This window comes from Flavobacterium gelidicaeli (assembly GCF_013294005.1).
Classification (GTDB): domain Bacteria; phylum Bacteroidota; class Bacteroidia; order Flavobacteriales; family Flavobacteriaceae; genus Flavobacterium.
Window position 1 is genome coordinate 429,990 of the sequence record NZ_JABSNK010000003.1, and the last position, 12,439, is coordinate 442,428.

General features: G+C 33.6%; 10 protein-coding genes. 2 read left to right on the top strand and 8 right to left on the bottom strand.

Annotation, left to right across the window (positions count from 1 at the left end):
• Nucleotides 1–73: 73 nt before the first annotated feature.
• The 8 genes from HNP99_RS06560 to HNP99_RS06595 form a co-directional block, all read right to left on the bottom strand.
• Nucleotides 74–427 (bottom strand): hypothetical protein, encoded by a 354-nt coding sequence (locus HNP99_RS06560; RefSeq protein WP_173852507.1) that lies wholly within the window; start codon nucleotides 425–427, stop codon nucleotides 74–76.
• 28 nt (nucleotides 428–455) lie between these two features.
• Entirely contained in the window at nucleotides 456–1,454 is a 999-nt protein-coding gene (locus HNP99_RS06565) for a family 16 glycosylhydrolase (protein WP_173852508.1), read from the bottom strand.
• Nucleotides 1,455–1,736: 282 nt separating this feature from the next.
• Nucleotides 1,737–2,600, bottom strand: coding sequence for an AraC family transcriptional regulator (locus HNP99_RS06570; RefSeq protein WP_173852510.1), 864 nt, complete (start codon nucleotides 2,598–2,600; stop codon nucleotides 1,737–1,739).
• Between the two features lie 352 nt (nucleotides 2,601–2,952).
• Nucleotides 2,953–3,438, bottom strand: a complete 486-nt coding sequence (locus HNP99_RS06575; protein WP_173852512.1) for a hypothetical protein — start codon at nucleotides 3,436–3,438, stop codon at nucleotides 2,953–2,955.
• A gap of 10 nt (nucleotides 3,439–3,448) precedes the next feature.
• Nucleotides 3,449–5,278, bottom strand: coding sequence for a RagB/SusD family nutrient uptake outer membrane protein (locus HNP99_RS06580; protein WP_173852514.1), 1,830 nt, complete (start codon nucleotides 5,276–5,278; stop codon nucleotides 3,449–3,451).
• Between the two features lie 11 nt (nucleotides 5,279–5,289).
• Nucleotides 5,290–8,427, bottom strand: coding sequence for a SusC/RagA family TonB-linked outer membrane protein (locus HNP99_RS06585; protein ID WP_173852516.1), 3,138 nt, complete (start codon nucleotides 8,425–8,427; stop codon nucleotides 5,290–5,292).
• A gap of 599 nt (nucleotides 8,428–9,026) precedes the next feature.
• Nucleotides 9,027–9,341 (bottom strand): hypothetical protein, encoded by a 315-nt coding sequence (locus tag HNP99_RS06590; RefSeq protein WP_254596832.1) that lies wholly within the window; start codon nucleotides 9,339–9,341, stop codon nucleotides 9,027–9,029.
• Nucleotides 9,325–9,612 carry a DNA-binding protein gene (locus tag HNP99_RS06595; protein WP_254596833.1) on the bottom strand — a complete coding sequence of 96 codons (288 nt, stop codon included), beginning with the start codon at nucleotides 9,610–9,612 and terminating at the stop codon, nucleotides 9,325–9,327. The genes HNP99_RS06590 and HNP99_RS06595 overlap by 17 nt, the downstream gene beginning before the upstream one ends.
• A gap of 904 nt (nucleotides 9,613–10,516) precedes the next feature.
• Between HNP99_RS06595 and HNP99_RS06600 the strand changes: the two genes are divergently transcribed.
• Nucleotides 10,517–10,909 carry a single-stranded DNA-binding protein gene (locus tag HNP99_RS06600; protein WP_173852518.1) on the top strand — a complete coding sequence of 131 codons (393 nt, stop codon included), beginning with the start codon at nucleotides 10,517–10,519 and terminating at the stop codon, nucleotides 10,907–10,909.
• A 45-nt stretch (nucleotides 10,910–10,954) separates the two neighbouring features.
• Complete coding sequence (locus HNP99_RS06605) at nucleotides 10,955–12,022, top strand: DUF932 domain-containing protein (RefSeq protein ID WP_173852520.1); 1,068 nt, start codon at nucleotides 10,955–10,957, stop codon at nucleotides 12,020–12,022.
• The last annotated feature ends 417 nt before the right edge of the window (nucleotides 12,023–12,439 follow it).

The window sequence follows — 12,439 nt, forward strand, 5'->3', positions numbered from 1 at the left end:
ACATATAAAAAAGTCGGTGATGTAAAACATACAAAACCGACTTGTTTTTCACAAAAGCCCGACAAACTATTGCTTATACTCCTTTTAACTCGTTACGCATTCGATCAAAAAATGGCTTAGATTCGGCTGCCGTTTTTCCAGTAATGCTGTAAAATGCTGCGTTAAAATCATTGTTTACCTCATTTAATTGTGCTTTTTTATCAGCTACAGATAAAGTTCCCGCTTTCCCCTCTTTGTTTATGGACATGAATTTAGTCACATACACGTTTCGAGCATCAAGCAATTCTTTCGTTTTACTAGCATCTAGACTAAAGGTGGTAGCTGCCGCCTCAACGAAATAGTTGATCTTTTTTTCTTGTGTTTTGTTTTGAGCCTTTACCGAAGAAAAGGAAACTAGTAACAACAGTAGTAATGCAATGTTTTTCATTTTTGATTTTTTATAATTTGTTATTCAGTTATTTTTTTTGCCAAACACGCACGTATTCAATTTCGAAGTCTACGATACCGTCCTCTTTTTTACCATCGGGACTATTTAATTCTAAGTCTTCTTTACTATCGGGAACACCATGCCAAGGAAAAGTTTCTTGATCTAACCATATCGAAATTGGTTTTGTTGCAACATATCCTTTTTGGAATCCTTTACTAATCGCCCACGAATCTATTTTTTCCTTCGAAGCTTCGGTGAATAATTTCCCGTCTATATAATATTTAATACCGTTTTGATCCCACTCTACACCATAAGTATGAAAAGCATCAGCTACTCTAAAATCTAAAATATGATGCTCTGTGTAGACACTATTATTTCCTTTGACAGTCCAGTCATGAATAGACCACCATAATTCTTTATCTAATGCTAACTTACTCGGCTGCCTGTGATCTCCAAAATGTTCAAACATATCTACCTCTAAACCCTGACCCATCGCCCAGAAAGCACTGGTAATCTCAGCATCAGCAGCTTTGCTTTTAATCTCCATATAGCCGTATTGAAAAAATTTTCTCCCAATAAGACAGGCGGTTGTAAGATTTTCAAATTTGCTTCTGGTGTTATCTTTCCCCCATGGTTTATCTAAGTCTTTACTGAAGGGGAAGTCAGGTTCCCATTTAGTCTCTAAGATCAGTTTGCCATTCTCTAAGCGGTAATTATTTCCAGAAAATTGAGAAGGAGCACGACCTATCCATACCTTCTTATTAGGTAAGTCAGGATGTTTATACTCTGGTTTTCCATCTTTAAATTTCCCTACGACATACCATTTATTCTCATCTAATATAGGAGCATCAAACTCATCACTAACAGTGGTATTTAAGATCCATTGCCCTTTATCTGTAGGGTCAGATAACGGCAGTAATGCTTTACCACTTGTTTCATTAATATTGTTCTGGCTTACACATTTTACAAAAAATAAAGACAGTACTGCTGTGCAAAAAACAGAAGTATTTCTAGTAGTAATCATCATTTAAAATACTTTTATATTATGGATTCATAGACAAACTTATATCATAGATATTTGATCAATTCACAGTCTGTAACTATGTAAAAAAACGAATAAACACTAGTAATATACAGTCAAAAATTACCTTATAACAGCGTTATTTTACCTGTTACTACAAGTAGTGCATGTAGAACCATAGGCATGCGATAAACTACCGCCTAGACAGTGCCTTTTTAAATTAAAAAAACTATGCTTTTTTGAGAAAAGTCGCTTTACAGCATTGAAAGGTTTCTATTAAATGGACTGCTATAAGTTATAGCGATAGCCCTTAGGTGTTTCACCCATAATAGCTTTGAACTGTTTATTGAAATTGGGAATTGATTTATAGCCTACATTATAACAAACTTCTGAAATAGGGGTACTTTCTTGAATAAGCATTCGAGAAGCATTTCGTATTCTAATTTCGTTTAAAAATTCAGTAAAAGACTTATTAGTCATCTTCTTAAAAAAACGACAAAAGGAGTTAGTAGTCATGCAAGCAATGTTAGCCACGTCGCTTAAAGTAATATCTGACCTATAATTTTCAGAGATGTATCTTATTACACTATCCAAACGATCAGGACTTTCAGTAGAAAATTGCCTCATATCACTTGATGATAATACAATTCTATCTTCGGGACTTGTTAAAGACAAGCGGTATAAAATATTTAAAAGACTCATCGATTGTTCTGCCGGTGAAACAGCCGTAATATCCATGAGTTCAGCATTTAATTGGTTAGCAATTGCGGCACTAAAACTAACGCCAAATTTAGATTGCTCCAGTAAGTTTTTAATACTATTAAATTCAGGATTGTCAAAGGTGTCTGTACCCATGAAATTGCTGGTAAATTTCATGATGATTGTTTCGACCATTAAATTCCCCTCTGACTCATAATAGGTTTCCTCATTGCGCCACAAGTGTGGTAAGTAAGAACCCACTAAGACTAAATCTCCGGCAGAAAAATGAGCCACACTGTCTCCTACAAAACGAATACCTGAGCTTCTTGATATGTATATTAATTCAAATTCTGCATGATAATGCCAGGCTGTATCTAAACAAGGTACTTCCTTTTTAAAAATACTAATTTTTTGACCTACAAAATTTTCGGGATTTTTTAAAACAAGTTTCATAGCAGTGAAATTATAGATAGTTGTAGTTAGAGATAATATTTTACTATTACCTAATTAAAATTACCTCATCATGAACAATATTTAATTAAATTATGCATGATTAACATTACGAAGATAACAATTATATAACTATAAATTAATGAATCACGGAAAAACTGCTTAACAAAAATTCCATATCATCATTTAAGACCTTACAATTCAATAAAATCAATTATAGGCAGTATGATGCTCCTTATTAATTAAGCTGTTCATTATAAAAACAAAAAAAAGACATTAGATACTAATGATCTAATGTCTTTTACAATAAATGGTCACCTACCTACCATTTATATTTTTTATAAATGACTTCGTTTTAAATTACAGTCACAGTAAATGTTTGTTCAAACACCCAAACACCATCAACTAAAACCGATTCTACTTCTGGATCTCCTTTATAGATCACCTTATCCTTGAACGTATTTTTTAAAGTAATCGTGTAGGTACCTACCGTGGGGTACAAGATGTAAACCGTTTTATCAGTTGTCATTAGACCTTTATCTGCATCAATAAAAGCAGTAAGATCTGGTGGTATTCCAGTACCATCCCCATTTTTAAAACCTGTTTTTAAAAAGTTGCTACCTTCAGAAATTTTCCACTCATGAGATAGTGCACCTTGCGATAAATCAAATATCGAAATTGCTTTTCCTACACCTATAACCGCATTTTCAGTCGTTTTAAGCGGTGTACTAGCATACCAAGTTACATCAGAATAATTTGGAGCCTCAGTAACAGAATCATTTGAACACCCTGTAAGTAGCGCTCCTAAAAACAACATGCTGAATACTATTTTATTTTTCATCTTAGATATATTAATTATTTAGGTTAGGATTTCTTCCTACTTCATTACTAGGTAACGGCAAATACTCGCTCACACCCACTTGGAAATTTTGTGCAGGAATAGTAAATTCGTTTGGTACAGTATGATTTGCTAAGTTGTCATTAGAAGGCCTAACGATCACCTTTGCCACATCGTCTACTACTATTGCTTTAAATTTAGTATTAGGAGTTCCTATGTTAGGGTTTGTAGTTTTTTGATATGTAAAATCATTTAAATAGAAAGTCTTAGCAGCAAGATCATCAAAACGATTTTTTAAAATTCCCCATCTACGTAAATCAGCAAAACGAGTAGCATGCCCTTCTGCAGCAGTTTCTAATGCTTTGTCTACAAACATAAGTTGGTCTAACAACGTTTTTACAGTGTACGATACTCCGTTATACGTGCGTGCCCCACTAAATTCTCCAGAAGTACCTAATAATACTAGTCCCCATCTCGCTCTCACTTTATTGATCAAAGCAAGCGCTCCATTAACATCGCCTGTTTTTATCAAGCACTCTGCTTGCATTAAATACACTTCAGACAAACGGTGAACAATAAAGTTTTTAGAAGATTTTTGAGCACCAAGTGGATTTCCAGATTCTCCTGTATAAATATCTACATTCAAATACTTTTTATAATAGGCAAATACTCTCGCTTGCGCAGTAGGATTTGCTGCAGATAATGTTAATCCTGCTGTAAGCACATCTATCGCTGCTGGTTGTCCATAAGTAGGTGTATCTAAATCATCTGGTAAAATCACCATAGCCGATGCTCTCAAAGGAACTGATCGCAATGGATTAGATAATGCACCCCCTTTGTGATTTCTAACATCTTTTACATCCATAGGCTCTGATTTGTAAGCATAAGCTACCCAAGCTGGAGCGCTAAAAAGTAAATTTTGAGAGAAACTTAAAAAAGCGTTACGGGTTGTAGTACTTTCTTCATCAAATAATCCAAGTTCTGGTCTGAAATTACCATCAAAGTTCACTTCAAAAATAGATTCACTATTGAATTCGTTAGCTGTGTAAAACATGGTAATAGGATCCTGACTTGCTGTAAGTCCGAATAGCTTATATGCTGGATTGTCAATTACATTTTTAAAGTAAGGAATCGCTAAGTCGTTTTCTCCTTGATACAAATGACTCATTCCTAAAACGGTCGCTGCAGCTGCTTTTGAGGCTCTTGCTTTCTCAGCTGTAGGGGTTGCAGGCAAATTATCATAAGCGTACATTAAGTCTTTTCGAAAAAAAGCAATCACATCAGCAGAGCTAGACACTGTTTTAAAAAAGTCTTCGTTAGTTATAGGCGTATGATCTTCAATAACCACACGACCTTCATTAAATGAAGTATGCAGGTAAAAATGAAACAACCCTCTCAAGAATCGAGCTTGCGCCATTTGATACGTCCATTTATCAGTATCTGTTACTTGTGCTTTGATTTTTTCTAAAGCTTCAATAACTTGATTAGCTCTAAAAATTCCTCTATAACAAGCTGCCCAGTGGCGGTCTATCGACTGATTATTGTTAGTATAATTTTGAAACCAAAAAGTATAAGCTAAATCATTAGAAGCAAATGGCGTAGGACGTACATTAGAAAAATACCCCATATCTGACCTTACCATTTCTTCACGTAAATTAAATGTGTACGGAGATAGTAATGTGGCATAGGCTGCTGTAAGTCCAGAGTTAGTATCGTCTAGATCTTTCCAGAAGCTGCTTGCATCAGTAAAATTAGGGTTTGTTTCAGTTAAATCGGGACTGCAAGAAACGATAAGTCCAGCAGTAAAAATAAGCGCAATATATTTATTTATAGATTTTTTCATAATCAGATACATTAAAAATTAAATTGTAAACCAGCTACATACATCTTAGTCATAGGGTAACTTCCCTTGTCTAAACCTCTTGAACTTACATTCCCTCCTACCTCTGGGTTATACCCCGTGTACTTTGTAAAAGTGAATAAGTTTTGTCCTGTGAAGAAGAAACGTAATTTTTCAAATCCTATTGATGATGCTATTTTCGTAGGCACGTTATACCCTAATGTTATGTTTCTTATTCTTAAGTAAGAACCATCTTCAATGAACAAATCAGTGTTCGGTTGGTAATTTGGGTGTGCCGAGAAAATTCCTCTGTAAGCTGGCAATGTTCCATTAGGATTGACATCTGAATACGAATTTAAGATTTCGCTACTTCTTCCAAAACCTACTGCTGTTGCTCTAGCCCCATTTACAATCTCGTGACCTATTGCAGCATACATATTTACGTACAAATCAAAATTATTATAATCAAAGCTTACATTATAACCCAACTCGTATTTTGGCAATCCGCTTCCTGCATATACACGATCTCCTACTGATTGAAAAACACCATCTCCATCAACATCTTTATAAATTAAATCTCCCATTTTGGCCGAAGGTCTAATTTTTTGAAATTCAGCTAGTTTCTCAGGTGTGTTAGCGATACCATCTGTAGCAAAAACAAAGTAAGCACCTGCTTCATATCCTTTTGCAATAGCAGTAATCTGGCTTGTACTAGCATTACCTCCTGGTACAATACCTGTATCATTAGTTAAGATAGGACCATCAAAACCATCAGCAATTTTAGTCACTTTGTTTTGGTTTGTTGTGAATGTCCCGTTCATTTTAAATTTTAACTTACCAATATTGTCGCGGTACCCTATTGCTAGTTCGTATCCGCTGTTTGTCATATTACCAATATTTAAAACGACCTGATTGTTGTTATTTAAATTTCTAATAGAGTTAGGCGCTCCAAAACCTGAAGAAGAATCATCAAGACCTACACTAGGCGGAACAGTCAAGTTAAACAACATATCCTTTTTATCAGTTCTATAATACTCTGCAGTAACACTTACCTTATTTTTAAACAACCCAATATCAACACCTATGTTTCTTTGAGTCGAACTTTCCCATTTTACATCACTGTTCCCTATTGTTGTTTGAATAGTACCATTAGACGCATTACCATCACCAAAAGCGTATACATGATCTCTATAAATAGAAGTACTGTAGAAGTAATCTTGAAAATTTTGATTTCCTACGGTACCGTTACTCACTCTTAATTTCAGGTTGTTTACAACAGATAGCATTGATTTAAAAAACGCTTCATCAGATACATTCCAAGCGGCTGAAACACTAGGGAAAATTCCGAAGCGATTTTGTTTTGCAAATCGCGATGATCCATCTCTACGCACACTTGAACTTATTAAATAACGCCCTTTGTAATCATATTGTACTCTGGCAAGCATACCAAATAATCTTGTAGTATAATCAAATCCTGAAGTAGCAGATGCATTACCTGTTGCAGTATTTAATACCGGGATGTCGTTATCTTGAACATTGTCTTTTGTAACGCCAAATTCTTCATTCACATATTTTTCACCTGAAACAGCAGTCGTTAAAGTAAAATTATGATTTTCCAGTAATTGCGCTTTATAATTTAGGGCTGCATCCCAAGTAATAGCTGTATTTCTAGAAGCATCTTGTCTAATAAAACTAGGCTGAACAACTTCTAATCCTCTTTGAACATCAAAAGTAGATTGTGATGGTCTGAATCTTTTTCTAGTAGTATAGGTATCTGTGATCCCTGCTCTAGTAGTGATAGACAATGATTTTAAAATATCATAATTTACAGATACGTTAGTAAAAGATTTATTTAATCTTGTTTGATCTTTAGAATTTAAACTTTGAATTAACGAAACATTTGTATTAAAATCGTCTCCACCAAAAAGATCTAATGAGTTCCCGCTTGCCGCTAATACGGGCTGCGTAGGTTGGTAACGTAATAATTGACTAATTGTATTTGACGCACCGCGATCAGTATATTCTCTTGCAATACCTACACCTAAATCTACTGTCAACTTATCTCTCTTATAATTAACATTTGATCTAGAATTGAATCTTTGATAATCAGTACCTATTACAACACCTTTTCGATCAAAAATAGTTCCTACAAATGAATACTTAAGGTCTTTACTACCACCACTTACATTGATGTTATAATTTTGAGTATTGGCATTATCTGTAAATAACAATCTAGAGATATCATTGTCATATTGATACCTGTCTGGAGCATTAGTCAAGTAAGCTAAATTGATAGCATCATCTGAACTCCCTGTTAAATTTCTAGCTAAAAGCACATCTGAATACGTTTGATCTACTGAACTTAGCAATCGTTGCCCTCTCCCTAGACTTTCAAAACTTTTTGATGCATCTATTCTAACTTTCATTGGTCCTTCTTCACCTCTTTTAGTAGTGATTAAAATTACACCTGCTGCACCTCTAGTTCCATATATAGCTGCAGAAGAAGCATCTTTTAATACGTCGATAGATTGAATTTCGCTAGGATTGATTCTTGGATCGCCTTCTTGAGGTATTCCATCTACAACATATAAAGGCGTATTTGAACCTGATATAGACGTTATTCCTCTAATTAATATTTCTGAACTACTTCCGGGCTCTCCTGAAGTAACAACATTTACTCCTGAAATTTGTCCTTGAAGTGAGCTACCCAAATCTGAAGTGATTTGTTTTGCTAAATCATCTGCTTTCAATGTTGCCACTGCACCTGTTAATTCTTTTTTCTTAACAGCACCGTACCCTATTACTACTACTTCATCAAGTCCCTCAACATTTGCTTTTAAGGTAACGTTCATAGATTTACTTTTTACCATTATAGATTGCTTAACCAAACCCAAATAGCTAATTTCTAAAACATCCCCAATTTGAGCATCTATTTTAAAAACACCATCAAAGTCAGTTATAACTCCTAATTTACTTCCTTTTTTCAATACTGATGCTCCCGGTACTGGTAAACCGTCTTCAGCACTAGTTACCACACCTATAACTACAATTTTACTCTCCTGAGCAAAAGTTAAGGATCCAGTAATTAAAAATAAAGTGAGCAAACAAGCGCTCAATAATTTTCTACATTTTAAGTCCATACTTATTTTCATTTAATTTGGTTTAAGTTCTGTTAGAATAGTTAGCTCTAGAAATAGTTCAACTTTTTTTCATACTGTTTTCAAAAGCAATAATCAATTTCATTTATACTATTTAATGCTTTGGTAAAATTATATTCTTTACTTAAAATTAAACCGACAAAAATTACCCTTCACTTGTTAAATATTACCATAATTTTATGATAAATTAAAAAATAATTGGTTTAAATTATAATAACTTAAATATTTCAAAAATATAATCCCTATTATAATAATTGTATTAAAAGCTTTAAAAGGAAATCTCACTCAGAAATGATTCCTGCTAAAAAATAGTATTGCCGATTTATCATTTTTTTTTTTAATATAATTATTGGCAAGTCAGTCTTTAAAAAATTCATCTTAAGATTTGAATGCTAAATGGTGATTTTGTAAATGAATCCAAAATTTTTATGCAGACTCCCTACTGTAAAATTAGTTAACAGTAAAATAATTGTTTTTCACCAAATCTTAAAAAATGTTTTAACTACTGCCTCTCATCAGCAAAAATGGTATAAAGATTATTTTACAAGAATGTGTAACTAAATGGATCATATCACAAAAAAAGGTTGCTTCCATCATGGAGCAACCTTTTTACCTTTCAAATAGACTTCACTTCTAACACCGGGATGGTAGGAAGGAAAATATTCGATGTATCCTAAATTCTGTAATTCTTTGAAATATTTATGATAAGTCGGTATTGTATTAATATGAGAAAGTGCCATGATTTTGCTTCGACTCACTTTAATATTTTGCATTTGCCCTTGCTTATAGCCTAAACTAATTATAGCAAGTAATAGAGCAAAATGCCAAACGTTTAGTCTAGGATCTTCCATATAAATTAGCAAAGAATTCATCAAATGATCCTCGATACGTTTATTTGCATTTTTCATCTGTGAAAAGTTTTAGAAGATCAGCCTTATTATAGTAGTATGAGCCGACTATTTTCTTAAATCGTACCTTTTCGGTTACTCGTAGGTTTTGAACAGATCCTGGGGACATATTCATTAATTTTCTCACCTGCCTACTTTTGATCCATTCTTGCTCCGTTACGTAGCTATGACCTTCTTTCGTCTGTGTTATTAAGTTCTCAATACTACCCAATAATTCCAAACCAAACTGTCTTAAATCCTCTTTTGTTACCACATCATTCATAATCTCCATTTATTAAAAATTTAAACAATAAATACTCTTATTTTTTAATCTCGAATAGCTACTTACTATGCTCATTATTTTATTCAGATAGAAAACTATTCAACTCTCTTTTTATGTGAAACACAACGCACTAAACTGCCCGATTTCAATTCTTTTTATCTAAAGTATACACATAAATCAAATCGCCTATTTAACTGATCATCAATGGTATTATTTGTCCTTAGATGGCGGTTTAAATAAAATTTGTAACATGATTAAATTCTTTCTATAAAAATGATATATTCTGAGGAAGCGATTTATACTTCAATTATTTTACAACCAATTCAGATCCTCAAAGCACATTTATACTTTCGCTATGCTACAGAATAAAAGACCTTTAAGGATACTCAATAAAAGAATCTTGAAAATTAAAGCCACTAGCTACGTATAATTTTCAAGACCCTTTTCCATGGCTTATTTAACCATATTATTATTCCAAACTATAAGCCGATTAAAACCATCAAACATTATTTCTAGTGTTTACCTTCTTCTTTACAATCACACATAATACGCTTTACAACCTTGCTTCCATCCTATCTATATTCAAAAGCCAGTATGCTAATTGTCCCAATTCAAGAGCAAAGGTATACTAGTGTTTTTAACGCAAAAAAAAGGTCAAGCCCTGCGGGTTTATCAAAAAATCTCCACCCATGCGGGTAGTATTTATTTGATAAAACCTTGTTTTTGCTAAACACTAACCTTTTATGCTCCCGAAACGAAACATAGCATACTCCGACTCTTTGGACGAATAAAAAAAATGTCAACAATGAAATGTAGTACTATTTATATTGGATTTAGAGTGAAACAAAACAGCTCCTCCTCTCATTACCAAATAAATTAATTTAAAAAAAAATAATCCTAAAAACAGAAAATCATGAACATCATCGGAAGATTAACAAAGGATGCGGAAATACACAGAACCACGCAAGACAAACAAGTAGTGAATTTTTCTGTAGCCATCAATGATAGCTACAAAAATAAGCAAGGCGAACGCATAGAGCAAACAAGCTATTTTGATTGCTCCTACTGGATAAGTCCAAATGTTGCAAAAATACTCACCAAAGGCGCTTTAGTCGAGCTTACAGGTAGAGTAAGTGCAAGAGCCTGGACAGCTACTAACGGAGAATTAAAATCAAGTTTGAATTTTCATACATCGACAATAAAATTGCACGGAGGTAGTAAGAAAATTGAATTTACACAAGGAATTACAAAACAGGATAATATAAAGATCATCACACCAGAACCTGCTGAAGATTTACCATTTTAACACTAAGTACTTAATCATTTTTTCAACTTTTAAAACTTTAATATCATGGCACACAATTTAAATTTCAACGAAAGAACGGGACGTTATTCATTTTTTAGCGTACAACAAAAAGCTTGGCACGGCTTAGGGCAAATAGTAACAGACTATCCGACAAGTGCTGAAGCAATTAAACACGCAGGACTTGACTATGAAGTGATAAAAAGTCCTCTTTATTCCCAGGTATCAGACGTAATTGATCCGACTGACAGTTTAGAAATTAGGGACAATGAACTAAAAGTGCCTAATTATTTTGCTACTACCCGTACCGATAACAATACTGTTTTGGGTGTAGTCGGTAATGAGTATCATATTGTACAAAATCGTGAAGCATTTGGTTTCTTTGATGCTATTGTAGGTGGTACGGATGGAATTATGTACGAGACAGCAGGCGCATTAGGTAATGGAGAACGCATTTTTATTACAGCAAAATTACCTAACTATATTCGTGTTGGTAATGGAGATGATGTTACTGAAAAATATATTTTTCTCACTACTTCACACGATGGTAGCGGAAGTATTACTGCTGCTTTTACCCCTGTTAGAATTGTTTGCCAAAATACACTAAACGCTTCTCTTCGAAATATGAGTAATGTGGTAAGAATTCGTCACACTTCTGGAGCAAAACAACGTTTGGAGAATGCGCACAAAGTAATGGGATTAGCAAACGAATTTAGCAATCAATTAGAAAACATTTTTAATAATTGGGTAAAAGTAAAAGTAAATGATAATGAGGTTAAGAAAATGATACAATTCGCACTATGCCCTAATAAGGAAACCTTACAGTACCTCAAAACTGGAAATGATGCTGAATTGTCCACCGTATTTAAAAACACGGTTGAAGATGCTTTTGCCTATGCTATGACAAGCGACTCACAACAAATGAACACCACAAAAGGAACTTTGTTTGGAGCTTACAACGCTGTAACAGGATACTATCAAAATGTGCGAAGCTATAAGGACAATGAAGCAAAATTGCAATCTATTATTTTGGGAGGCACTGCACAATTAAAATCTCAAAAGGCATTTGAAATCTGTACTAATTTTCAAAATATGGGTACCAATTGCTTTAATTAATATTCCTTTTTAAAACTATAGACGGCCCACTTTGATAGTGGCCGTCTATTTTAATTTGTCTAATTTTTTTGTTTTACTGAATACATTTGTTGCAATTTCGAACTTCAAAAAGACCTTCCCTTCCAAATGGTCGGGAAAGTCTTTTTGAAGAAACTAGTTGAACCACTTCAGAAAAAAGTAACCAGTACGCAACGCTTCCTTCTATTTTTTCTGAAAAGGTTCGAGTTAAATGATAGGATATTCTTTATCCTATTTATTTTAGTTGTTTTTTTTTCAAAAGCTAAAGTTATAATTACAATTTTAAACTTTAAACTATTTAAATCATTGTTGTCCGGTAAAAATAATTTGAAAGTTATTTTTTCTTTATTTTGCAAGGCTTGACGAGGTTTTAACCTAGTTCAGCTTGTTTTCGAGTAC

What these genes read in the sequence shown, in the direction of transcription:
- HNP99_RS06560 (WP_173852507.1), bottom strand. Translation starts at nt 427, where the DNA reads ATGAAAAACATTGCATTACTACTGTTGTTACTAGTTTCCTTTTCTTCG.
- HNP99_RS06565 (WP_173852508.1), bottom strand. Translation starts at nt 1,454, where the DNA reads ATGATGATTACTACTAGAAATACTTCTGTTTTTTGCACAGCAGTACTG.
- HNP99_RS06570 (WP_173852510.1), bottom strand. Translation starts at nt 2,600, where the DNA reads ATGAAACTTGTTTTAAAAAATCCCGAAAATTTTGTAGGTCAAAAAATT.
- HNP99_RS06575 (WP_173852512.1), bottom strand. Translation starts at nt 3,438, where the DNA reads ATGAAAAATAAAATAGTATTCAGCATGTTGTTTTTAGGAGCGCTACTT.
- HNP99_RS06580 (WP_173852514.1), bottom strand. Translation starts at nt 5,278, where the DNA reads ATGAAAAAATCTATAAATAAATATATTGCGCTTATTTTTACTGCTGGA.
- HNP99_RS06585 (WP_173852516.1), bottom strand. Translation starts at nt 8,427, where the DNA reads ATGAAAATAAGTATGGACTTAAAATGTAGAAAATTATTGAGCGCTTGT.
- HNP99_RS06590 (WP_254596832.1), bottom strand. Translation starts at nt 9,341, where the DNA reads ATGAAAAATGCAAATAAACGTATCGAGGATCATTTGATGAATTCTTTG.
- HNP99_RS06595 (WP_254596833.1), bottom strand. Translation starts at nt 9,612, where the DNA reads ATGGAGATTATGAATGATGTGGTAACAAAAGAGGATTTAAGACAGTTT.
- HNP99_RS06600 (WP_173852518.1), top strand. Translation starts at nt 10,517, where the DNA reads ATGAACATCATCGGAAGATTAACAAAGGATGCGGAAATACACAGAACC.
- HNP99_RS06605 (WP_173852520.1), top strand. Translation starts at nt 10,955, where the DNA reads ATGGCACACAATTTAAATTTCAACGAAAGAACGGGACGTTATTCATTT.